Consider the following 21,347-nt stretch of genomic DNA (forward strand, 5'->3'; position numbering starts at 1 on the left):
TACACGCACATGTCCCACGCCCCGGAAGCGCCCGACGCGGCCGCCACCTCCGCCACCCACGCCCCGGAAGCGCCCGACGCGGCCACCGCCACCGCCACCCACGTCCCGGAAGCATCCGACGCGGCCGCCACCTCCGCCACCCACGTCCCGGAAGCGCCCGACCCGGCCGCCACCTCCGCCACCCACATCCGCGACGCCACGGCCGCCGACCTCGACGTCATAGCGGACCTGCACCAACGCGCCCGCGCGACGTACTACCGCGGCCGCGTCCCCGACGCGCAGCTCGACGACCCGGCCGAGCGCGAGCGCTGGCGCGAAGGCTGGGCGCGCTCCCTCGCCCGTACGGACGCCACCGTGCTGTGCGCGGAACGGGACGGCACGGTGGTCGGCGTCGCCTCCTACCGCCGCGAGGACGGCGCGCCCGCCGACACCGTCAAACTCTTCCAGCTCCACGTGGACCCGGACCGCTGGCGCGGCGGCATCGGCTCCGCCCTGCACGGAGCCTGCGTCGCGGGCTGGCGGGCTGCGGGTGTCACCACCGCCCGTCTGGACGTGTACTGGCACAACCGGCGGGCCCGCGCCTTCTACGACCGGCACGGCTGGCAGCCGGACCCGTCCCGCCGCCCCGCACCGGACGCCACCCACCTCGACCTCGTACTGCCGCTCAGCCCTGCCGCCGCCCGATGATCTGAAGCCGCTCGGCGGTCCGCCCGTCCAGCGTCGGCACCACATCCGTGCGCTCGGCCTCCACCGTGAAGCCGTGCGCCCGGACCAGCCCGCGCAGCCGGTCCGGCTCGTGGTGCCGGAAGACTCCGCCGTCGGGCGTCCCGAACACCCCGTACGTCCCGAACCGGTCCGCGTACTCCTCGTACCGCGCCACGTCCCACCGGTCGCGCTGCAACGGCATGTCGCTGACGTACAGCACCCCGCCCGGCCGCACCACCCGGCCCAGCTCCGCGACGATCTCCCGCTGCTGCGCGGTGCCGGGCACACACGTCAGCACGGCGAACAGCAGCGCGGCCCCGAAGCTCGCGTCCCCGAACGGCAGCGGCAGCCTCGCACAGTGCTCGATTCGCACCTCCGGATGCTCCCGGCGGCCCCGCTCCACCAGCGCCCGCGACACGTCCACCCCGCGCACGTCCGCGTACCCGGCCGCCATCAGCTCGGCCGTCAGCCGCCCGTACCCGCATCCGTAGTCCAGCACCGGCACGTCACGCGGCACGTACGCGTCCAGCAGCTCCCGGTCCAGCGGATGGGTGAACGTCTTGCCGGCCCCGGCGCGCTCCCAGAACTCCCGCGCTTCCCGGCTGATCTCCATGGGCGGACGTTACCGCGGAGGGGGCGGGGCGGGCGGTCGTTCCGGCGTCGTACGGCCATCGGCCCGGTCCGGCCGCCGGACCTGGACGACCGGACGGGCAGGGGCGTGCGGGGCTGATAGAGCAGTGCGCGGGAAAGGGCGAGTGCCACGACTCCCATAACGATTAAGAAGGCTCCCAGTGCGGCCACAGACACCTCGCTCCGATCGCGCCGCTGGTCCCTCACTTCGCCCTCGCAGGCCGCGTAAAGGTGGTGACGTCCTCTTCCGTGTGCTTCTTGAACTTCGTGTGTCCCTTCTCGTCTGCGTGGGCGCGAATCCATGCGTTCGCCGGCACGGGGCTGTCCCAGGCGGAGGAGCAGGCGTCGCACATCTCGCCGTCGTCCTGTTCGGTGACGCACTCGGCGAAGTGCGCCCGGATGCCGGTGATCTGAATTTCCATGCGGGTCGGCACGGGGACGGGGGTTGCCATGGTCGTACCTTCCGGCCGGGGGAGATTGAAAGCAGCGTCACCGTCGCCGCTGGTGCGCATACGAAGTACACCGTCGTGCCCGCGTGAGCGCATGAGCCGGGTGAGGTGTTCCCGGCCGGGGCCAGGGGTGCGTTCGGTCACTTGTGGTCACCGTTTCTGGGGGTGCGTCGGTAGGTGATCAAGCCGCGCAAACCGTCAAGGTGTGCGAAGAGTGGGTCAGAATCACCGGCTATCTCTTCGCAATCGGCCGTCATGTACGGGCGCACCAGGGATCCGTCGAAGGGGAAACGCCACTTGTCTCGGGCCTCCATGCCGTACCTCCGGTTCTTGCCTCTGCGTCGCTGTGTCGGACGACACCGGCTCCGCACCGATGGGGTGGCTGTATCGGCCAGCGAATCAGCGGAAGTTGGGGGCGTCCACGGCAAAATAGCCGCAGTCCTGCCGCATCCAGGCCGCGCTGGCTAGGCTGACCTGCGGAGAAACCTTCGGACGAGAGGGGGTCGGCCACGATGGCTTGCAAGCGGCGGAGGTTGGCGGAGCGTCGGAAAGCGTGCGGCTACAACCAAGAAGCGTTCGCAGAAGCAGTCGGCGTAGATCGCACTACTGTCCAGCGTTGGGAAAGCGGGCAGAGTGGCCCTCAGCCCTGGCAACGCCCGAGAATCGCGAAAGCCCTGGACCTGACGTCCAACGAACTTGAGGCGCTTCTGGCTCCTGACGGAAGTTACTCGCGCCGACTGCCATCGGGGTGGCTCTCCGTTGCTCCTCCGTCTGACGACGATGAGTTCGAAGCCCTCGAATTGGCGCGACGAGTGGCGGCGAGCGACGTGGGGAAGGAGACTCTCAGCCGACTGGAATCCGCGTTCGACGAGTCGGCCATGGCGTACCCGATGTCACCTCCCCAGGAACTGTTGCAGCGAGTACGTAAGCACTCGGCTTACGTGGGCCACCTCATGGATGCCCGTATGACTCTGGCCGAAGAGCGACGCCTGTATGCGGTCGGCGGCTGGTTTCAGCTTCTAGGTGCTACGTTGCACATTGATCTCCATCAAGACCACGCGGCTACAGCTCGGTTGCACACAGCGGCCACGCTCGCCCAGCACGCGGAGCACCGAGAGATCGAAGCCTGGTGCTACGAGACAGACGCTTGGCGAGTCCTCACGGTTGGGCAGTACGGGCGTGCGCTGGAGCTGTCTTTGGTCGCGCAACAGCTTGCACCGACAGGTAGTTCCGCGGAGATTCAAGCAACGGCGCAAGAGGGACGAGCGAGAGCACGCCTCGGCGAACGGACTGAAACCTATGCCGCCATAGACCGTGTGCAACGAAAAGCGGTGTCCATGGTCCCGCACAAGGGGACAGAGCATCATTACCAGTATGACCCGGCGAAGTCGTTGGCCTACACAGCCACAACACTCGCATGGGTAGGTGACCCGGCAGCAGAAACTTACGCGCGGGAAGTCATCGCCCGATTGGCTCCTGTCGCCGACATGCATAAGTGGCCTCGGCGTGTTGCTTCGGCGAACATCGATCTTGCCTTGACGTTGCTCAGCGGTGATCGGCTGGATGAGGCATGCGATGCGGCTCAGCGCGCGATTCTGTCGGGCCGTATCGTGCCGTCAAACCATTGGCGCGCTCTGGAAGTAGTCAAGGCCGTAGAGGCCCGTAAACTGCCGGAAGCCGCGGACCTGCGAGAGGCGTACCAGGGTTTGAAAGCGCTCGAAAACTGAAGCAGGAAGAGTCCCGTGACCAGCCCTTGTAGGAGCAATCACGAGGCTCAGCGCCCCGACCTGCCGCTGCTGTGGGTGGTGCTGGATGAGTCGTGTTTGTGCCGTGAGGCGCCTGACCTCGGCCGACCGGCCCGCGAGCCCCGCCATTCCCGCCACGGGGGGCGGCGGGGCTCCCCCACACCCCGGCTCCCGTACCGCCATGTGACGCCGCACACCCGCGTACGCCACCGCGCCGGGGAATAGCCGCCACCCCCGAAAGGTTGTCCGCCACTGTCCCCATTCGTACCGATCATCTGAGGAAACACCTGACATGCGCGTCGAGATCTGGGCGGACATCGCCTGCCCCTGGTGCTACATCGGCAAGGCCCGCTTCGAGAAGGGGCTGGCCGGGTTCGCGCACCGGGGTGAGGTGGAGATCGTCCACCGGTCCTTCGAGCTCGACCCGGAGGCGGCTCCGGCGGCGGGTACGCCGGTGCTGGAGATGCTCGCGCAGAAGTACGGCGTGTCGCGGGAGCAGGCCGAGGCGATGGAGGCGCGGGTTGCCGAGGCGGCCGCGGGGGAAGGGCTCGGGTACCGGTCCGACCGGATCCACGGGAACACCTTCGACCTGCACCGGTTGCTGCACCTGGCCAAGGAGCGGGGCGTGCAGGACGCGCTGCTCAGCGCGCTGTACCGGGCCAATTTCGCTGAGGCGCGGGCGCTGGGGGACGGGGATGTGCTGACCGAGGTGGCGGTGGCCGCCGGGTTGGACGAGGAGGACGTGCGCCGGGTGCTGGCGGACCGGGAGGCCTACGCGGACGCGGTGCGGGCCGACGAGCGGGAGGCGGCGGAGCTGGGGGCGCGGAGCGTGCCGTTCTTCGTGATCGACCGGCGGTACGGGATCTCCGGCGGGCAGCCCGCCGAGGTGTTCCGGCAGGCGCTGGAGCGGGCGTGGGAAGAGGGTGCTGCACCCGTGCCGGGCGGAGACGGCGGTGAGGCGGCCGCGCCGGGGTGCGAGGGGGACGTGTGCCGGCCCGGTACGGGGGCGGGGGCGGGGAACTGATCCCGGCGGGCCCCGGCGCAGCGGCACCGCGCTGAGCTGCGCGGATAAGGGCCGCTTGGCGCCGTGCAAACGGAATTTGCGATGGACGGCGGGCGGCCGGACGGCCACAGTGGGGGCATGCAACGCATCGAGCCATTAGGTGGGGACGAATTCGCGCCCCTGACGACGTTCCTGAACACCGCGGGCAGCGGCCTGCTCCCGGCCCGTTCGGCCGCCGCCTTGCGTGCGGCCGTCGAGGAGTCCGTTTCGTACGGGACCATGGGCCAGGACTACTTCGGGCCGGCGGACGCCTCCCGGGCCGCCTTCGCCCGGCTGATGGACGTGGCGCCGGAACGGGTCGCGATCGGCGGGGCGGTCGCGGTGCACGCCGCACTGATCGCCGGGTCGCTCCCGGACGGCGCCGAAGTGCTGGTGCCCGACGGGGAGTTCAGTTCGCTGGTCAACCCGTTCGCGGCCCGGTCCGGGATCAAGCTCCGTACCGCGCCGCTCGCCGAGCTGGCCGATGCCGTACGGCCCGGTACGGCGCTCGTCGCCTTCAGTGCCGTGCAGGCGCTGGACGGGCGGATCGCCGACATGGCGGCGGTACGGGCCGCCGCCGCAGCCCACGGGGCGCGCACCCTCCTGGACGCCACGCAGGCCGCGGGCTGGCTGCCGCTGCGGGGCGGCGACTTCGACTACGTGGTGTGCGGGGCGTTCAAGTGGCTGCTGTGTCCGCGCGGCGCCTCCTTCCTTGTGTGTGGAGACGACGGGCTGGAAGCGCTGCACGCCGGGTGGGTGGCCGGTGCGAACCCGTACGAGTCCAACTACGGACCGATCCGGGAACCGGCGCCCGGCGCGCGCCGCTACGACGAACCGCACGCCCACTACTCGTACGTGGCCGCAGCCCAGTCCCTCGCCCTGCTGAACGAGATCGGCATCGAGACCGTGTACGCGCACAACATCGCGCTCGCCGACCGGTACCGCGAGGGGATCACGGCGCTCGGCCACACCCCGCTGCCCGCGCCCGGCTCGGCGATCGTGTCCGTACCGGGGCTCGCGGACGCGGCGGACCGGCTGGCGGCGGCCGGCATACGGATCGCCGTGCGCGCGGGCAGCCTCCGGGCCGCCTTCCACCTCTACAACTCGTCGGACGATGTGGACCGGGTGTTGGAGGTGGTGGGGGAGCGGCGGCGGTAGCCGGGGGCGGCGGCAGGGGCGTTCTTGCCGGGGTGGCGGCAGCAGGAAGCTTTCTCCGCTGCCGCCCGGTGCCGCCCTGCGGAACGTCAGACCTCGCCGCGCACCATCCGGATCAGACGGTCCAGCACCACGCCGCCGCCGGCGTGCAGCCCGTCGTGCTCCCACTCGTTGGTCACCCAGGTCCGCAGCCCGCGGATCTCCCGCGCGGTCTCCAGGGAGTGGGCGGTGTCGACGTACATGTCGTCGGCGTAGACGGCGGCCGCGGCCGGGACCTCGTTGGCCGCGAGGCGGTCGGCGTCGTACAGATCGGGCCAGTCGGCGCGTTCGGCCAGGGCCTGCGCCGTCTCCTTGAGGGGGCGCAGCGACGGGTCGGTGTCGAAGAGCCAGGGGTGCACCGACTCGCCGGTGAAGTGGACGGGCCGCCCGCCGTCGAGCGCCGTGCCGACGTCGAACCCGGGGAACTCGGCGCGGACACGCTCGGCGGCCCAGCCGGTGCTCCCCGGCTGCACCGACCGCTGGGCGTAGATCGCTTCGTGCAGAACGGTGAACAGCGGGGCGGCGGTGAAGGAGAGGTGGCTCTGTACGGTCTGCAAGAAGGATTCCGCCAGTTCGGGGCCGGCGGGGCCGGTCACCCACGCGTCCTCGATCAGGTAGTGCAGGACGTACGAGCCGGTGCCCGTCCCCAGCATCCGGCCCAGCCCCTGGAACGCCTCCGCCGTCAGCCGCCCGCCGCCGGGCAGCCGCGCCGGGCGCTCCCGCAGGTGCGCGGCGATGCGGCGGACGCGCTCGATGTCCTGCGGATAGCGCGCGTAGTGCGCGGCGTTCTTGCGGGCCACCCTCGGGTACGCGGCCCGGTAGACGTCCTCCGCGGTGGCCCGCAGCCCCGGCAGACCGCCGGTGATCATGACCTCGCGCAGGCCCTCGGGCGCGTACGAGAGATAGGTCGTGGCGCAGAAGCCGCCGAAGCTCTGCCCCAGGACGCTCCACCGCTCGTCCGGGCCGGCGAGTTCACGGCGGAACAGCTCGGCGTCCCGCACGATCGCGTCGGCGCGGAAATGCGCCAGATAATCGGCCTGTTCCCGCGGTCCGCCGCGCAGCGGCAGGGTCTGCCGGTTGGCCGGCGTGGAACGGCCGGTGCCCCGCTGGTCCAGCAGCAGCACCCGGTAGTGGTCCAGCGCGCTCACCAGCCAGGAGGTCCGGCCCGGCGGACGCGGTGCCGCGTAGCCGGGTCCGCCCTGGAGGAAGACCAGCCAGGGCAGTTCCTCGTGCTCGCGGCCGGGCGCCACGGCTTCGCGCCCGTACACGGTCAGCCGCTCGCCGTCCGGCACGGCGTGGTCCAGCGGCACGTCCAGGAAGTGGTCGGTCAGTACGACACCGGGCAGCCGGTCGGTCCTCATGTGTGCTCCTCGGTCTTCTCCGGCCCCGCACCCCTTCGGAGCCCCCCGGATCGTGCGGCACCCACCGGGCGCCGCGCAATTCGGCCGGACGGACGGCTACCGCGGAGGAGGGCGAAAGGCTAGGAATGTCACCACACACTCACGAGGTGGTGCCGGTGGACGGGACAACCAGGTACCCGCCGCGCGACCGGGAGCTGCACCGGCGGCTGGTGTACGGGGACGAAACCGCGCTGGGCGAGGCGTACGACGCCTACAGCGCGCTGGTCAGGACGGTGGCCCGGCGGGTGACCGGCAGCACGGCGGTCGCCGGCGAGGTGACCCAGCGCGTCTTCATCGATCTGTGGACGTGCCCGTACGCCTTCGAACCCGGCCAGGGCTCGCTGCGCGCCTGGCTGAGCATCCGGGGCCACCACGGCGCGGTGGCCCGGATGCGGGAGGCGGAGGCGGAGGCGGAGCGCGCGGGGTGCGGTACGGAAGGGGAGGAGGGGGCGGAAGGGGCGGAAGGGTCGTCCGAGCCCGTCGAGGAGGCGCGGGTGGCACTGCACACCGCGCTCACCGAACTGCCCCTGCCGGAACGGGAAGCCCTGCACCTGGCATGCTTCGCCGGACGTACGTACCGGCAGGTCGCGGTGGAACTGGGCATCGCGGAGACGGCGGCCACCGCCCGGCTGCGGAACGCCCTGAGCAGTCTGGCCGACCGGCTCGCCGGGCCGCCGGCCGGTCCCGGCAGCCCGGCCGACGAGGCACGGGACGAGTGCTGACCCGGGCTCCGAATGCCGGGCGGCGGCCGCGGGCAGCAAGGGAAGCGACAGGCGGGCGCGCGGGCCGGCCGGGCGGCGGAACAGCGGAAAGGGGCGTGCGATGGGCGCGGGAGGCAGGAGCGGCCGGGGTGGCCGGGGCGGCGCGGGTGGTTCGGGCGGTCCGGGAGGTACCGGCGGTCCGGGAGGTACCGGCGGTCCGGGAGACATGGGCGGCGCGGATGGGACAGGCGGTACGGGTGGTACGGGCGGTCCGGGTGGGAGCGGGGGGTCGGAGGATCCCGGCAGGCCCGCCGGTCCCGACGGCCTCGGTGAGCCCGGCGGAGCGGACGGTCCGTCCGCGGTGCACGAGGAGGTCAGCGCGCTGCTCGCGGCATGGGCGCTCGGCGCCGGCATGCCGGGCGACGACGCGCGGGTCCGCGGCCACCTGCACGAGTGCGCCCCCTGCGCGGCCGAAGCGCGGCGGCTGCGGGAGACCGCACGGCTGCTGGACGAACCGGCGCCCGGCGGGACGGGGCGCGGAGCCGGGCGCAAGGCGAACGCGGGCCTGGCGCGCGGGCGGCTGATGGCCGCGGCCCGCGCCGCGCGGCCCGGCCAGGTCCCGCCTGCCGCGCACGCCGCTCCGTACGCGGGCGCGGTGGCCTGCCTGGACGCGCTGCTGCGGGAACTGGACCAGGCACCGGCCCGCTGGGGCACCCCGGTCGTGCACGACTGGGACGTCCAGGGCACCGTCGCCCACCTGGTCGCGGCCGACGAGGTGCTGGCCGAACGGCTGGGCCTGGCGCCGGTGACGGAGGCGGGCACAGGCCTGGGGCCGGCGCCGGGGGCGCGGCCGCCGGAGGGATACGGGCCGCAAGGGTACGGGCCGGAGGAGTACGGGCCGGAGGGCGGTACGGACCCGGACGCGCTGTCCGGGGGACGGGCGGCCGGTGCGCGTGCCCCCTGGGAGGTGCGCTGGGTGGCCCGTACGCACGAGGTGGTGACGTACGAACACACCCGGCCGCCCGCCGAGACCCGGGAGGCGTGGCGGACCCAGGCACACGGGCTGCTCGCGCTGCCCGAGGCGGGCGACGAGCAGATGGCCGCCATGGCCACGACGCTGATGGGACTGCGGCTGCCGGTCGCCGACCACTACGTGATCCGCGCGTTCGAGACCTGGGTGCACACCCGGGACATCGGGCGGGCGCTCGGCCGTACCGTACCGCCGCCGCTGCCGGAGCACCTCCAGCGCTTCCTGGGACTGGCGGTACGCATCCTGGACCTGGCGCTGGGGCCGGACGCACAGCCGGTGCTGCTGTCGGTGGAGGGCGAGGCGGGCGGCGACTGGGTGCTCGGCTCGGACGCCGAGCCGATCGCCGCCGAACTGGTCCTGGAGGCCACCGACTTCCTCCTGCTCATCGGTGGCCGGCAGGATCTGGACGAGATCGCGCGCGGCCAGGCAGGCGACGTGGCCGCCTCGCAGCGGCTGCTGGAGACGGCCACGTCGCTGGCCTGGCTCTGAGAGCGCGGGCAGGGCCCCGGTCACCCGGCCGGGGCCCCGCCCGCGCTGCGGCGCTGTGCCGTGGTGCCCCGCCGGCACCGTACGGCGCGGGAGTTACTTCACCGGGGTGAAGTCACGCGCGCCGATGTACTCCGGGCGCGGGACCGGCGCCGCGAAGGGCTCCACCGCGGTGTTCTCCACGCTGTTGAACACGATGAAGACGTTGCTGCGCGGGTACGGCGTGATGTTGTCGCCGGAACCGTGCATGCAGTTGCAGTCGAACCAGGTGGCCGAACCGGCCTTGCCGGTGAACAGCTTGATGCCGTGCGCGTCGGCCAGCTTGGTCAGCGCCTCGTCCGAGGGCGTGCCGGCGTCCTGCATCTGCAGCGACTTCTTGTAGTTGTCCCGCGGCGTCTCGCCGGAGCACCCGAGGAAGTGCCGGTGCGAACCCGGCATGATCATCAGGCCGCCGTTGGTGTCGTAGTTCTCCGTCAGCGCGATCGAGACCGACACGGTCCGCATGTTCGGCAGGCCGTCCTCGGCGTGCCAGGTCTCGAAGTCGGAGTGCCAGTAGAACCCGGAGGCGCCGAAGCCCGGCTTGACGTTGATCCGCGACTGGTGGACGTACACGTCCGAGCCCAGGATCTGCCGGGCGCGTCCCACCACGCGCGGGTCGGAGACCAGCTTGGCGAACACCTCGCTGATCTTGTGCACCTCGAAGACGGACCGGATCTCCTGGGACTTCGGCTCGACGATGGAGCGGTCGTCCGCCCGCATCGCCGGGTCGTTGACCAGCCGGTCCAGTTCGGCGCGGTACACCGCGACCTCTTCCGCCGTCAGCAGTTCCCCGATGGCGAAGAAACCGTCGCGTTCGAAGTCGCTCAGCTCGGCCGGCTGGAAAGGTCCCTCCGTGCCGGGCTGCGACCACACCACCGGGTCCTGCCGCGGGGTCATCACCTCGGTGGTCCCCCGGGTCGGGTACAGGTCGGCGGTGCGCTCGGGTGCGGTGGCCATGGTGTTGCCTTCCTCTCCTCTCGTACGTGCTTTCCTTCTCGCGCCTTGCTCAACTGCCGGACGGGGCAGGGGGTGCGCCGATTAACCGCCGGGTTACGCCGACGGCTCGGGCTCGGGCTCGGTGAGCAGCGGGTACACGCCGTTCTCGTCGTGGTCCTCGCGGCCCGTCACCGGCGGGTTGAAGACACACACGCAGCGGAAGTCCTCCTTGATGCGCATGGTGTGCTTCTCGTGCCCGTCGAGCAGGTACATGGTGCCCGGGGTGATGGTGTGCTTCTCACCGGTCTCGTCGTTGGTGAGCTCGGCCTCGCCCTCCACGCACAGCACGGCCTCGATGTGGTTGGCGTACCACATCGACGTCTCGGTGCCCGCGTACAGGATGGTCTCGTGCAGCGAGAAGCCGACGCGCTCCTTGGCGAGCACGATGCGCTTGCTCTCCCACGTGCCCGACTTGGCCTTGACGTGGCGGTCGGTGCCTTCGATGTCCTTGAAGGATCGGACGATCACGGTGTTTTCGTACCTTTCTGTGGTGCGGACAAGGAGTGGTGCGGTTGCGGGGTGCGCTCAGGCGCAGTCGCGGACCGCGCGGGCGAGGATGCGCAGACCCTCGTCCAGCTCCTCGGGGGTGGTCGTCAGCGCCGGCAGCAGCTTGACGACCTCACTCTCCGGGCCGGAGGTCTCGATGAGCAGACCCAGCTCGAAGGCGCGCTTGGCGATCTTGTTGGCGAGCGGCTTGTCGGAGCACTCCAGGCCCCAGACCATGCCGCGGCCGCGGTACTCGGCGATGGAGGCCGGGTGCTCCTCGACGATGGCGCGCAGGTGCGACTCGATGATCTCGCCGCGGGCCAGCGTCTGCTTCTCCATCTGGCCGTCGGCCCAGTACGTGTCCAGGGCCGCCGCGGCGGTGACGAAGGCCGGGTTGTTGCCGCGGAAGGTGCCGTTGTGCTCGCCCGGCTCCCACACGTCCAGCTCCGGCTTGAACAGGGTGAGCGCGAGCGGCAGGCCGTAGCCGCTGATGGACTTCGAGACGGTCACGATGTCCGGCACGATGCCCGCCTCCTCGAAGGAGAAGAACGCGCCGGTGCGGCCGCAGCCCATCTGGATGTCGTCGACGATCAGCAGCATGTCGCGGCGCTTGCACAGGTCGGACAGGGCGCGCAGCCACTCGGCGCGGGCCACGTTGATGCCGCCCTCGCCCTGCACCGTCTCGACGATCACGGCGGCCGGGGTGTTCAGGCCGGAGCCGCTGTCCTCCAGCAGGCGCTCGAACCAGAGGAAGTCCGGGTAGGTGCCGTCGAGGTAGTGGTCGAACGGCATCGGGGTGCCGTGCACGAGCGGGATGCCGGCACCGGCGCGCTTGAAGGCGTTGCCGGTGACCGCGAGGGCGCCGAGCGACATGCCGTGGAAGGCGTTGGTGAACGAGACGATCGACTCGCGGCCCTTGACCTTGCGGGCCAGCTTGAGCGCGGCCTCCACGGAGTTGGCGCCCGTCGGGCCGGGGAACATGACCTTGTAGGGCAGGTCGCGCGGGCGCAGGATGGTGTTCTGGAACGTCTCCAGGAAGGCGCGCTTGGCCGTGGTGGACATGTCCAGGCCGTGGGTGACGCCGTCGCGCTCGATGTAGTCGATCAGGGCGCGTTTGAGTACGGGGTTGTTGTGCCCGTAGTTCAGTGACCCGGCGCCGGCGAAGAAGTCGAGGTAGGTGTGGCCGTCCTCGTCGTACATGCGGCTGCCCTGGGCGCGGTCGAAGATGGTGGGCCAGCCGCGGCAGTAGCTGCGTACGTTGGATTCCACGGTCTCGAAGACGCTCAGGTCGGGCTGGGTGATGGTCACAGCATGCTCCTGGGAGATGAGTGGCGTGAGCGGGGAGAAGTCTGCGGGGGCTGCGAAAGGGGCGATCAGGGGCGGTGCCCGGCAGGGGGACCGAGCGGGCCGATGCGGTGGAGCACCTCGGCGTCGTGCCCCTGCTCCGGGAAGTGCCCGGCGTCGAGGAGGACTTCGCGGGCCAGCGGCGCCCCGTGGCGCTCGGCGAACGAGGCGAAGAGACGGTTGGACGCCGCGTTGTCCTCGGTGATCGTGGTCTCGATGCGACACACGCCCTGGTCCGCGGCGACGCGGGCGACCAGGCCGTCCAGGAGGGCGGCGGCCAGTCCGCGGCCGCGGTGCGCCTCGTCGACGGCGACTTGCCAGACGAAGAGCGTGTCCGGGGACTCGGGGCGGAGGTAGCCGGTGATGAAGGCGGCCGGCTCGCCCGCGCCGTCGCGGGCGACGGCGGAGGTGGCGGCGAAGTCGCGACACCACAGCAGGTAGCTGTAGGAGGAGTTCAGGTCCAGTGCCTCGGAGTCGCGGGCGATGCGCCAGATCGCGGCTCCGTCCTCCACGCGCGGTGTGTCGAGCTTGAAACCCTCCGGCATTTCTCTGATATCGCTTCGGGCACCTGCATGGTCTGCTTGTGCGGCGGTCATGCGAATTCAATTTACCCAGGGAAAAAGGAAAATGCATCGCGAGGAGGGGTTACGCGGGAAGGGGCTCTTGTGTTATCGCGCGGGGGCGCACGAGCGCGCGAAACGACTGCACGATGTACGGGTTTGCCCGGAAAATACGGGGTGAAGCGGACAGGGTGTGGGGTCGGTCACAGCTCCGTAACGTCCTGGTGACCCGACGGAATTACCTGCTCCGGCACTAGCGAAATCTTGGCGTTTGAGCTGCGAAAAAGCGGGCAGAAGAATACGGGAAGCTGCGCACTGGAGAATTGGAAATTCGCCGGTAAAAGGTGTACCGCAAGAAAAGCCCGAGCGTCCACGGTGTTTCTGTGGAACGGATCGCCGTACGGGGTCGCGGTGCACCGTGCTCTGCGCCCCGGACCCCGTGCCGCCCGCCGCCCCGCGCGTCATACAGTGCGGCCATGAGCGAGAGCGTGGTGCTGCACATCAAGGGCAGGGTCCTGACCGGACCGGACGACGTGCGCGACGAACTCTGGGTCGTCGACGGCCGGGTGACCTACGAACGGCCGACGGGCGCGCGGGAGGTGACGACCGTTCAGGGCTGGGCGCTGCCCGGGCTGGTCGACGCCCACTGCCACGTCGGACTCGACGCCCACGGGCCGGTGGACGAGGCGACCAGCGAGAAGCAGGCGCTGACCGAGCGGGAGGCGGGCACCCTGCTGCTCAGGGACGCCGGCTCGCCGTCCGACACCCGCTGGATCGACGACCGTGCGGACCTGCCGCGGATCATCAGGGCGGGCCGCCACATCGCCCGTACCCGCCGCTACATCCGCAACTACGCCCACGAGATCGAGCCCGGGGACCTGGTCGCGTACGTCGCGCGGGAGGCCCGGCGCGGCGACGGCTGGGTCAAGCTGGTCGGCGACTGGATCGACCGCGAGACCGGCGACCTGTCGGCCTGCTGGCCGCGCGGCGCCGTCGAGGCGGCCATCGCCGAGGCGCACCGCCTCGGAGCCCGGGTGACGGCCCACTGCTTCGCCGAGGAGACCCTCGCCCCGCTGGTCGAGGCGGGCATCGACTGCATCGAACACGCCACCGGCCTCACCGAGGAGACGATTCCGCTGTTCGCGGAGCGTGGCGTCGCGATCGTCCCCACCCTCGTCAACATCGCCACCTTCCCGGCCCTGGCGGCCGGTGGTGAGAAGAAGTTCCCCGCCTGGGCGAGCCACATGAGGAGCCTGCACGAGCGGCGCTACGACACCGTACGCGCGGCGTACGACGCGGGGGTGCCCATCTTCGCCGGCACCGACGCGGGCGGTTCGCTCGCCCACGGCCTGATCGCACAGGAAGTGGCCGAACTGACCAAGGCCGGCATCCCCCCGGTGGACGCGCTCGCGGCGACGACGTGGGGCGCGCGGCGGTGGCTGGGGCGTCCGGGCCTGGAGGAGGGCGCCCCGGCGGACCTCGTCGTCTACGACGGGGATCCGCGCGCGGACGTACGGGTGCTGGCGGCGCCGCGGCGGGTGGTGTTGCGGGGGCGCGTGGTGGGATGACCCGCTTGCGGGTCGGGTTTCCGGTCTGAGGTGGGCTGACCCTTTGGCGGGCCGGTTTCCCGACCGGGGGGGCGCGGGTCCGGGCCCTACAGACTTCGTCCTCCGGTCCCGCACCCTCCCGTACGTGGTCGGCTGACACGTACATGGGTGGGGGGACGTCTGCTCCCACCGGCCGTCGATCGCCGTACGGCGGGAGGGGGCGGGCTGGAGGATGAAGTCCGGAGGGCCGGTCCCGTGTAAGGGTGCGGGGTGGCGGTCAGCAGCGTTCGCGGCGGGCGTTGCGGGCCATCCAGGCGGCCACCAGGGCGCCGGAGATGTTGTGCCATACGGAGAAGACGGCCGCCGGGAGTGCCGCCGCGGGGCTGAAGTGGGCGGTGGCCAGGGAGGCGGCGAGGCCGGAGTTCTGCATGCCGACTTCGAAGGCCATCGCCCGGCCGGCCGATTTGCCCAGTCGGGCCAGCCGGCCCGCCGCGTAGCCGAGGGCCAGGCCCAGGCCGTTGTGCAGGACGACCAGGGCCGCCGCGTCCTTGATGCGTGCGGCGCTGCCGGAGACCACGATCAGCACGATGGCCGCGATCGTCACGGCGGACAGCCACGGCAGCGCGCGCAGCGCACGGTCGGCCCAGCGGCCCGCGACGAGCCGGACCAGCAGCCCGCCGAGTACCGGCAGCAGCACCGTCTTGAGGATGTCGGTCACCATCACCCCTGCGTCCACGTCCAGGAACTGACCGGCGAGGAGGAGGGTCAGCGGTGGGGTGATCAGGGGGGCGAGGACGGTGGAGACGGTGGCGACCGAGACGGAGAGCGCCACGTCGCCGCGGGCCAGGTAGGTCACGACGTTGGAGGCGGTGCCACTGGGGGCGCAGCCGACGAGGATGACACCGGCCGCGAGCTGCGGGGGCAGGTGGAGGGCGGTGGCGATCAGCCAGCCCAGGCCGGGCATGATCACGTAGTGCGCGACCAGGCCCAGGCCCACCGCCCAGGGCCGCTTGGCCACCGCCGCGAAGTCCGGCGGCGTGAGGGTCAGGCCCATCGAGAACATCACGACGCCGAGCAGCCACGGGACGGCGGGCGCCCAGCCGGTGAACGGCGCGGGCCACAGCAGCCCGACCGCGCCCGCCGCGATCACCAGGAGAGGGAAGACGGTGACGGCCCGCCGCGCCGCCCGGTCGGAGGCGGGCAGGTCGCCGGTGGGGGCGGGGTGCTGGCTGAGCTGTTCGGTGGGCACGGCGGCACCTTAGTGCCAGGCTGCGTGTATGAGACAACGGGTTTCGGATGGTGGACAGGGAAGGCCGCAGTTCAGGTGTTCGCGGCTTCCGTCTCCGCCGCCTTGAGCAGGGCTGCCAGCAGCCCGGGGAACCGTGCCTCCAGGTCGTCCCGGCGCAGCGAGATGTAGCGCTCCCGGCCGATCCGGCGGGTGGGGGTCCAGCCCGCCTGCCGCAGGACGCGGAAGTGGTACGAGCCGGTGGCCCGGGTCACCGGCAGTTCGATGTCGCCGCAGCCCGCCTCGCCGTCCGCCGCGAGCCGCCGCACGATGTGCTGGCGCAGCGGGTCGCCGAACGCCTGGAGGCGCGGGCCGGGCGTCCGCTGTTCTTCGGCACCGAGTGACCGATCCGGCCGTCCGTCCGGTCCGTCTTCAGAGCGGAGCACTCCGTGCTCGACGCCGGCCTCGCCGGCCGTACCGTACTGATCACCGGCAGCGCCCAGGGCCTCGGCGCCGCCCTCGTCCGCGCCTTCCACGCCGAGGGCGCGTACGTCGCGGCCCTGGAGCGCGACGACGTGGCGAACCGGGCGCTGGCCGCCGGCCTCGACCCGGGCGGGAAGCGCATCCGTACCGTCCACGCCGATCTGCGCGACCTCGCCGCCACCGAGGAGGCGTACCGTACGGTCCGCGCCTGGCGGCCCGTGGACGTCCTGGTCAACAACGCGGCCCGGCCATCGGCCGCCTCCCTGTGGGAGATCACCCCCGAGGAGTGGGACGAGGTGTTCGCGGTCAACCTGCGCGCCGTCTTCTTCCTCACCAGGGCCGTGGCCGGGGACATGCGCGAGCGCGGTCACGGGCGCATCGTCAACATGGCCTCGATCGCCGGACAGACGCCCCGGCCCACCGGCGCCGCGTACGGGACGTCCAAGGCCGGGACGATCGCGCTGAGCCGGGTCTTCGCCGCCGAACTGGCCGGGGACGGCATCACCGTGAACACCGTCGCGCCCGCGATGATCGACACGCCGATGGTCCGGTCCGTCGCGCCGGAGGCGCTGGCCGGGCTGACCGCGCAGGTGCCGCTCGGGCGGATCGCCACTCCGCAGGAGGTGGCCCGCGTCGCCGTCTTCCTGGCGTCGGAGGAAACGTTCGTCACCGGCGCCACGTACGACGTCAATGGCGGGGCGTTGATGCGCTGAGGAAGCAGCGGGGAGCGGGGGACCGCTGGTCAGCCGGTCAGGGCTTTTTCGAGTGCCTCCGTGAAACGGTCCGTCGTCGCCCGGTCCCGTACCGCCAGCCGCAGCCACTGCGGTCCCAGCCCCGGAAACGTGTCGCCGCGCCGTACCGCGAAGCCGAGCGTCCGCAGCCGGGTGCGGACGGCCGCCGCGTCCGGCAGCCGGACCAGGACGAACGGGCCCTCGGCCGGAGCCGTGGCGTGCACCCGCTGGCCGTCGGGCCCGCGTACCTGCGCCAGCCGGGCCAGCAGGTGGTCCCGGTCCGCCGCGATCTGCCGGGCCGCGTCCGCCGCCTCCGCCAGCGCCGCCGGTTCGCAGCACGCCTCGGCCGCGGCGAGGGCCGGTGCGGAGACCGGCCACAGGGGCTGGGCCCGTGCCAGATCCGCGATGATCTCCGGGGCGGCCAGTACGTACCCGATCCGCAGGCCCGCCAGGCCCCACGTCTTGGTCAGGCTGCGCAGGACGACGAGTCCGGGTACGTCCGTACGCGACGCCAGCGACGCGTGCTCGCCGGGCACCGCGTCCATGAACGCCTCGTCCACGACCAGGGTGCGGCCGGGCCGCGCCAGCCGGGCGATCTCCTCGGCGGGGTGCAGGACGGAGGTGGGGTTGGTCGGGTTGCCGACGACGACGAGGTCGGCCTCGTCGGGGACCGCGTCCGCGGCCAGCCGGAAGCCGTCGCGCCCGGTGAGCAGCAGCCGTTCGACCGGGTGCCCGGCGTCGCGCAGCGCCGACTCCGGCTCGGTGAACTGCGGGTGCACGACGAGCGGCCGCCGGGCCCGTACGGCGCGGGCGATCAGGACGAACGCCTCCGCCGCGCCCGCCGTCAGCAGCACCCGTTCCGGCGGGAGGCCGTGCCGCGCCGCCACCGCCCGGCGCGCCGGACCGCCGTCCGGGTACGCGGCGAGCCCGTCCAGGGAGGCCGCGATGCGTGCCTTGAGCCAGGCCGGCGGCGTCCCGGCGCGCACATTGACCGCGAGGTCGGTCAGCCCGGCGTTCGCGCCGCGCACTTCGGCGTCCCCGTGATGGCGCAGGTCCGGTTCGTGCGGGTACGGGCCGGGTATGCCGCCGGGGGCGGCGGACGGCGGGGTGGTCACGACGTCTCCTTGGTGCAGAGGTGGTGAGGTGTGCGTCCGTGTGCCACGGCGCAGGTGGCCCGGGCTCCGGGCCCCGACGTGCGTTTGCCGACGAGCAGCCGGGCCGTACCGGGGGCACGCGTGGTGAGGGCACCCATGGTGAGGGCATCCGCGCCGGTCAGCGCGGCGGCCTCCGCGACGCTCGGCGTGCCGGTGGCGGTCAGTGCCGCCGCGGACGGGTGCGGTACGGGTACGGCGGCCAGCACCGCGGCCGGGTACGCCAGCAGCGGCACGCCGAGCCGGGCGGCCGCCTCGGTCAGTCCGGGCTCGGCCGCCTTGGTGTCCACGGTCGCGAGCGCGGTGAGCGCTTCGGGTGGCACACCTGCGGCCGCGAGGCTGTCGAGGACGAGTGCCAGTACCTCGGCGGCCGGGACGCCCCGGCGGGCGCCGACGCCCACGACGACCGGCGCCGCGCTCACCGTGCCCGCTCCGCGCCTCGCACGGCCGCGCTCCGGGCACCCGTGCCCCGGACATGCGGGATGCCCGGCCGGTCAGTAAGCAGGAGTGAGGGGTGCCGGAACCCCGGGGAAGGGGTGAGACCGTGCCGGTGGTCATCGCGCTGGGCGCGTTCCTGATGACCCTGGTCGGCGGCTGGGTGGCCCACCGGGTCACCGACCGCCGCCACCTGGTCCTGGGGCTGGCGGGCGGCCTGATGCTGGGCGTGGTCGGCCTCGACCTGCTGCCCGAGGCCCTGGAGGCGGCGGGCGAGGAGATTCATGGCGTGCCGGCCGCGCTGCTCTGCTTCGTCCTGGGGTTCCTCGCCGCGCACGCGGTGGAACGGCTGCTGGCGGTCCGCAAGGCGGCGCACGGCATGGACCCGGAGGAGCGGGTGCCGCAGGTCGGCCTGACGGCAGCCGCCGCCATGGTGGTGCACAGCTTCATGGACGGCTTCGCGATCGGCCTGGCGTACCAGGTGGGGCGGGAGATGGCGGTGGCCGTGGCGATCGCCGTCATCGCCCACGACTTCGCGGACGGCTTCAACACGTACACGATCACCAGCCTGTACGGGAACGCCCGCAACCGGGCGCTGACCATGCTCGGCGCGGACGCGCTGGCCCCGCTGGCCGGTGCCGCCTCGACGCTGCTGTTCACCCTTCCGGAGCAATGGCTCGGGATTTACCTGGGCTTCTTCGGCGGTGTCCTGCTCTACCTGGCGACCTCCGACATCCTCCCGGAGGCGCACCACGACCATCCCGCGCTGTCCACCCTGCTGTGCACGGTGGCGGGTGTGGGGTTCATCTGGCTGGTGGTCGGGCTCGCGGCCTGAACCGGTGCGCCGGGAGTGCGCGCCACCGGGAGGAAACGTCACGGCGCGCCGGCTCCCAGGCCGACCGAGACCGGTCCGTTGCGGCCCTCCAGTACGGCCGACAGGCCCGGTTCGTCGCCCGCCTCGACGGCGAGCGTGGCACCCAGGGCGGCCAGCTCGGCGCGGATCGTCGACGGGTCGGGGTGGGTACCGGAGAACGCGCGCAGCGGGACGACCGGCAGTTCCTGTGCGGCGGCCGGGTGCGGTGTGTCGCCCCAGTCCAGCAGGAAGGGGACCAGGCCGCCGCCGGTGCGCGGCGGCGTGAGCGTCCAGGAGAGGGTGCTGCCGTCCGGTGCGCGGCGGGACATCGCCACCGGCTCGCCAGGGTCGTAACCCAGCGCGCGGGCCTGGGCCACGTGCCTGGTGATGCCGTGCACCCGGACCGCCCAGTGGGCCAGCCTCGGACCGTGCAGCGCGTCGATGCCGAACCACCGCGGCGCCTCGGGCGCGGGCTGCGCGGGGTCCGGGCCGATGATCTCCAGGTAGGCGCCGTCGCCCAGGCCCAGCAGGGCGTTGCGGGTGCCCCGGCCCGGGTGGCCGCCGCCGGGCACCGGCCGGACGCCGGTCAGCGCGGCGACCTGGGCGGCGGTGCCCTCCAGGTCGGGCGTGGCGAGGACCAGGTGGTCCAGTACGGCGTCAGCCACGGCGGGCCTCCAGCGGCGGGCGGTCGGCGGCACGGGCGGCCAGGCGGCGGGCCAGCGACGGCTCGGCCGCCCAGTGGACGTGCAGGTACGAGGCGTGCACCCCGCTCTGGACGTGGCCCTCCACCCGGCGCGCGGGGTGGGTCATGCCCCAGGCGGGGAACGCGCCCGCGCCCGGTTCCAGCACCGTACGGTGGAACTCGTGTCCGCGCACCCGCGTACCGGCCACGGCAAGGGCGTTGTCGGCCAGTGCCACCGCCTCCCGGTAGCCCAGCGTGAGCCGCTCCGACATCCGCGCGTCGGCGGGCAGCACCCCGCACATCGGCTTGCCGTCGAGGGTCCGGGACAGGTACAGCAGCCCCGCGCACTCGGCGACGACCGGCGCGCCCGAGGCCGCCAGGTCCACCACGGCGCGGCGCAGCGGCGCGTTGGCCGACAGTTCGGCCGCGTACATCTCGGGGAAGCCGCCGCCGATCACCAGGGCCTGCGTCCCGGCGGGCAGCCGCTCGTCGCGCAGCGGGTCGAAGACGGCCACCTCGGCCCCGGCGGCCCGCAACAGCTCGGGGTGCTCGGCGTACGAGAACGTGAACGCGGCGCCGCCCGCGACGGCCACCACGGGCTTGCCGGGGACCGGAGCGGTGTTCTCCGCGCCCTCCGCGCCCTCCGCGCCCTCCGCGCCCTGTGCGACGGCGAGCGCCGGGTCCCAGGCCGTGCCGGGCAGCTCCGGCGCGCTGTGCGCCAGCGCCAGCAGCGCCTTGAGGTCACAGCCCGCCCGTACCTGGGCGGCCTGCGCCCGTACGGACTCCAGCGCGTCGGCCTGCCGTTCGGCGACCGGGATCAGGCCCAGGTGCCGCGACGGCGTCTGCACCTGCGGCGCCCGGCGCAGCGCGCCCAGCACCGGCACGCCCGCCTCGTCCAGCGCCGCGCGCAGCAGCTCCTCGTGCCGGTCCGAGCCGACCTTGTTCAGGATCACCCCGGCCAGCCGCACCTCCGGGTCCCAGGACGCGAAGCCGTGCACCAGCGCGGCCACCGACCGGGACTGCGCCGAGGCGTCCACGACCAGCACCACCGGTGCCCGCAGCAGCTTGGCGACCTGCGCGGTGGAGGACAGCTCGCCGAGCCCGGAGGCGCCGTCGTAGAGCCCCATCACGCCTTCGACCACCGCCAGATCGGCACCGGCCGCCCCGTGCAGGAACAGCGGCGCGATCTGGCCGGGGCCGCACAGGTACGCGTCCAGGTTGCGGCCCGGCCGGCCGGTGGCCAGCGCGTGGTAGCCCGGGTCGATGTAGTCCGGGCCCACCTTGTGCGCGGAGACCGTCAGCCCGGCCTCGGTGAAGGCCGCCATCAGGCCGGTGGCGACGGTCGTCTTGCCGCTGCCCGAGGCGGGCGCGGCGATGACGAGCCGGGGAATCGTACTCACGGGGTGACTGCTCCTGGTCCTGCCGCTCCGGTC

22 protein-coding genes and 1 pseudogene are annotated in these 21,347 nt (G+C 72.7%); 10 read left to right on the forward strand and 13 right to left on the reverse strand.

Annotated features, from left to right (window positions below; translation table 11 throughout):
* Nucleotides 1–9 precede the first annotated feature (9 nt).
* Nucleotides 10–687, forward strand: coding sequence for a GNAT family N-acetyltransferase (locus OEIGOIKO_RS32330; protein ID WP_125057009.1), 678 nt, complete (start codon nt 10–12; stop codon nt 685–687).
* Here the strand turns inward: OEIGOIKO_RS32330 and OEIGOIKO_RS32335 are convergent.
* Both OEIGOIKO_RS32335 and OEIGOIKO_RS32340 read right to left on the reverse strand, forming a co-directional pair.
* On the reverse strand, nt 665–1,318 hold the full coding sequence (locus tag OEIGOIKO_RS32335; protein ID WP_125057010.1) for a class I SAM-dependent methyltransferase: 654 nt from the start codon (nt 1,316–1,318) through the stop codon (nt 665–667). The two genes, OEIGOIKO_RS32330 and OEIGOIKO_RS32335, sit on opposite strands and share 23 nt — an antisense overlap.
* 220 nt (nt 1,319–1,538) lie before the next feature.
* Nucleotides 1,539–1,847 (reverse strand): DUF7848 domain-containing protein, encoded by a 309-nt coding sequence (locus OEIGOIKO_RS32340; protein WP_246177681.1) that lies wholly within the window; start codon nt 1,845–1,847, stop codon nt 1,539–1,541.
* A gap of 449 nt (nt 1,848–2,296) precedes the next feature.
* Between OEIGOIKO_RS32340 and OEIGOIKO_RS43215 the strand changes: the two are divergent.
* The 4 genes and pseudogenes from OEIGOIKO_RS43215 to OEIGOIKO_RS32355 all read left to right on the forward strand — a co-directional run.
* A pseudogene (locus OEIGOIKO_RS43215) lies at nt 2,297–2,479 on the forward strand (helix-turn-helix transcriptional regulator); the annotation flags it as partial.
* A gap of 270 nt (nt 2,480–2,749) precedes the next feature.
* Nucleotides 2,750–3,511 carry a hypothetical protein gene (locus OEIGOIKO_RS43220; RefSeq protein WP_246178294.1) on the forward strand — a complete coding sequence of 254 codons (762 nt, stop codon included), beginning with the start codon at nt 2,750–2,752 and terminating at the stop codon, nt 3,509–3,511.
* 310 nt (nt 3,512–3,821) lie between these two features.
* Nucleotides 3,822–4,553 (forward strand): DsbA family oxidoreductase, encoded by a 732-nt coding sequence (locus OEIGOIKO_RS32350; RefSeq protein WP_125057012.1) that lies wholly within the window; start codon nt 3,822–3,824, stop codon nt 4,551–4,553.
* 117 nt (nt 4,554–4,670) lie between these two features.
* Nucleotides 4,671–5,729: an aminotransferase class V-fold PLP-dependent enzyme gene (locus OEIGOIKO_RS32355; RefSeq protein ID WP_170251932.1), complete on the forward strand. Its 1,059-nt coding sequence runs from the start codon at nt 4,671–4,673 to the stop codon at nt 5,727–5,729.
* Nucleotides 5,730–5,815: 86 nt separating this feature from the next.
* On the opposite strand, the gene OEIGOIKO_RS32360 is transcribed toward OEIGOIKO_RS32355, so the two are convergent.
* A complete protein-coding gene (locus OEIGOIKO_RS32360) occupies nt 5,816–7,126 on the reverse strand; it encodes an alpha/beta fold hydrolase (RefSeq protein ID WP_125057013.1) in 1,311 nt (436 codons plus the stop codon).
* Between the two features lie 155 nt (nt 7,127–7,281).
* Here OEIGOIKO_RS32360 and OEIGOIKO_RS32365 point away from each other — a divergent pair, with 155 nt between their 5' ends.
* Nucleotides 7,282–7,887: an RNA polymerase sigma factor gene (locus OEIGOIKO_RS32365; RefSeq protein WP_246177683.1), complete on the forward strand. Its 606-nt coding sequence runs from the start codon at nt 7,282–7,284 to the stop codon at nt 7,885–7,887.
* A 340-nt stretch (nt 7,888–8,227) separates the two neighbouring features.
* Nucleotides 8,228–9,385 (forward strand): maleylpyruvate isomerase mycothiol-dependent enzyme family protein, encoded by a 1,158-nt coding sequence (locus OEIGOIKO_RS32370; RefSeq protein ID WP_246177684.1) that lies wholly within the window; start codon nt 8,228–8,230, stop codon nt 9,383–9,385.
* Nucleotides 9,386–9,478: 93 nt separating this feature from the next.
* Here OEIGOIKO_RS32370 and thpD read toward each other — a convergent pair whose 3' ends face one another.
* From thpD to ectA, 4 genes are all read right to left on the reverse strand, one after another.
* Entirely contained in the window at nt 9,479–10,378 is a 900-nt protein-coding gene (gene thpD / locus OEIGOIKO_RS32375; RefSeq protein ID WP_125057016.1) for an ectoine hydroxylase, read from the reverse strand.
* Nucleotides 10,379–10,471: 93 nt separating this feature from the next.
* Complete coding sequence (locus OEIGOIKO_RS32380; protein ID WP_125057017.1) at nt 10,472–10,885, reverse strand: ectoine synthase; 414 nt, start codon at nt 10,883–10,885, stop codon at nt 10,472–10,474.
* Between the two features lie 57 nt (nt 10,886–10,942).
* The gene (ectB, locus tag OEIGOIKO_RS32385) at nt 10,943–12,211 is read right to left on the reverse strand and encodes a diaminobutyrate--2-oxoglutarate transaminase (protein ID WP_125057018.1); all 1,269 of its coding nucleotides are present in this window, start codon (nt 12,209–12,211) and stop codon (nt 10,943–10,945) included.
* A gap of 65 nt (nt 12,212–12,276) precedes the next feature.
* Nucleotides 12,277–12,792 carry a diaminobutyrate acetyltransferase gene (ectA, locus tag OEIGOIKO_RS32390; RefSeq protein WP_125057019.1) on the reverse strand — a complete coding sequence of 172 codons (516 nt, stop codon included), beginning with the start codon at nt 12,790–12,792 and terminating at the stop codon, nt 12,277–12,279.
* Between the two features lie 491 nt (nt 12,793–13,283).
* On the opposite strand from ectA, the gene OEIGOIKO_RS32395 reads away from it, so the two are divergent.
* The gene (locus OEIGOIKO_RS32395; RefSeq protein ID WP_125057020.1) at nt 13,284–14,375 is read left to right on the forward strand and encodes an amidohydrolase family protein; all 1,092 of its coding nucleotides are present in this window, start codon (nt 13,284–13,286) and stop codon (nt 14,373–14,375) included.
* 256 nt (nt 14,376–14,631) lie between these two features.
* Here the strand turns inward: OEIGOIKO_RS32395 and OEIGOIKO_RS32400 are convergent, their stop codons facing one another.
* Both OEIGOIKO_RS32400 and OEIGOIKO_RS32405 read right to left on the reverse strand, forming a co-directional pair.
* Nucleotides 14,632–15,603: a bile acid:sodium symporter family protein gene (locus OEIGOIKO_RS32400; RefSeq protein WP_125057021.1), complete on the reverse strand. Its 972-nt coding sequence runs from the start codon at nt 15,601–15,603 to the stop codon at nt 14,632–14,634.
* 71 nt (nt 15,604–15,674) lie between these two features.
* Nucleotides 15,675–16,025 carry an ArsR/SmtB family transcription factor gene (locus OEIGOIKO_RS32405; RefSeq protein ID WP_246177686.1) on the reverse strand — a complete coding sequence of 117 codons (351 nt, stop codon included), beginning with the start codon at nt 16,023–16,025 and terminating at the stop codon, nt 15,675–15,677.
* A 3-nt stretch (nt 16,026–16,028) separates the two neighbouring features.
* Here OEIGOIKO_RS32405 and OEIGOIKO_RS32410 point away from each other — a divergent pair, with 3 nt between their 5' ends.
* Entirely contained in the window at nt 16,029–16,775 is a 747-nt protein-coding gene (locus OEIGOIKO_RS32410) for an SDR family NAD(P)-dependent oxidoreductase (protein WP_125057022.1), read from the forward strand.
* Between the two features lie 29 nt (nt 16,776–16,804).
* On the opposite strand, the gene cobC is transcribed toward OEIGOIKO_RS32410, so the two are convergent.
* A complete protein-coding gene (cobC, locus tag OEIGOIKO_RS32415) occupies nt 16,805–17,908 on the reverse strand; it encodes an Rv2231c family pyridoxal phosphate-dependent protein CobC (RefSeq protein ID WP_174857254.1) in 1,104 nt (367 codons plus the stop codon).
* A complete protein-coding gene (locus tag OEIGOIKO_RS32420) occupies nt 17,905–18,366 on the reverse strand; it encodes a cobalamin biosynthesis protein (protein ID WP_125057023.1) in 462 nt (153 codons plus the stop codon). Before OEIGOIKO_RS32420 ends, cobC begins: the two co-directional genes overlap by 4 nt.
* 122 nt (nt 18,367–18,488) lie before the next feature.
* On the opposite strand from OEIGOIKO_RS32420, the gene OEIGOIKO_RS32425 reads away from it, so the two are divergent.
* On the forward strand, nt 18,489–19,214 hold the full coding sequence (locus tag OEIGOIKO_RS32425; RefSeq protein ID WP_125047827.1) for a ZIP family metal transporter: 726 nt from the start codon (nt 18,489–18,491) through the stop codon (nt 19,212–19,214).
* Between the two features lie 38 nt (nt 19,215–19,252).
* Here the strand turns inward: OEIGOIKO_RS32425 and OEIGOIKO_RS32430 are convergent, their stop codons facing one another.
* Both OEIGOIKO_RS32430 and OEIGOIKO_RS32435 read right to left on the reverse strand, forming a co-directional pair.
* The gene (locus tag OEIGOIKO_RS32430) at nt 19,253–19,897 is read right to left on the reverse strand and encodes a VOC family protein (protein ID WP_125057024.1); all 645 of its coding nucleotides are present in this window, start codon (nt 19,895–19,897) and stop codon (nt 19,253–19,255) included.
* On the reverse strand, nt 19,890–21,314 hold the full coding sequence (locus OEIGOIKO_RS32435) for a cobyrinate a,c-diamide synthase (RefSeq protein ID WP_125057025.1): 1,425 nt from the start codon (nt 21,312–21,314) through the stop codon (nt 19,890–19,892). The genes OEIGOIKO_RS32430 and OEIGOIKO_RS32435 overlap by 8 nt, the downstream gene beginning before the upstream one ends.
* Between the last annotated feature and the right edge of the window lie 33 nt (nt 21,315–21,347).

Origin of the sequence: Streptomyces paromomycinus, assembly GCF_003865155.1 — a bacterium.
Classification (GTDB): Bacteria; Actinomycetota; Actinomycetes; order Streptomycetales; family Streptomycetaceae; genus Streptomyces; species Streptomyces chrestomyceticus.

Bases quoted from the DNA above. Each gene is read 5' to 3' on its own strand.
- OEIGOIKO_RS32330 (WP_125057009.1), top strand. From the start codon at position 10: ATGTCCCACGCCCCGGAAGCGCCCGACGCGGCCGCCACCTCCGCCACC.
- OEIGOIKO_RS32335 (WP_125057010.1), bottom strand. From the start codon at position 1,318: ATGGAGATCAGCCGGGAAGCGCGGGAGTTCTGGGAGCGCGCCGGGGCC.
- OEIGOIKO_RS32340 (WP_246177681.1), bottom strand. From the start codon at position 1,847: ATGCGCACCAGCGGCGACGGTGACGCTGCTTTCAATCTCCCCCGGCCG.
- OEIGOIKO_RS43220 (WP_246178294.1), top strand. From the start codon at position 2,750: ATGACTCTGGCCGAAGAGCGACGCCTGTATGCGGTCGGCGGCTGGTTT.
- OEIGOIKO_RS32350 (WP_125057012.1), top strand. From the start codon at position 3,822: ATGCGCGTCGAGATCTGGGCGGACATCGCCTGCCCCTGGTGCTACATC.
- OEIGOIKO_RS32355 (WP_170251932.1), top strand. From the start codon at position 4,671: ATGCAACGCATCGAGCCATTAGGTGGGGACGAATTCGCGCCCCTGACG.
- OEIGOIKO_RS32360 (WP_125057013.1), bottom strand. From the start codon at position 7,126: ATGAGGACCGACCGGCTGCCCGGTGTCGTACTGACCGACCACTTCCTG.
- thpD (WP_125057016.1), bottom strand. From the start codon at position 10,378: ATGGCCACCGCACCCGAGCGCACCGCCGACCTGTACCCGACCCGGGGG.
- ectA (WP_125057019.1), bottom strand. From the start codon at position 12,792: ATGCCGGAGGGTTTCAAGCTCGACACACCGCGCGTGGAGGACGGAGCC.
- OEIGOIKO_RS32395 (WP_125057020.1), top strand. From the start codon at position 13,284: ATGAGCGAGAGCGTGGTGCTGCACATCAAGGGCAGGGTCCTGACCGGA.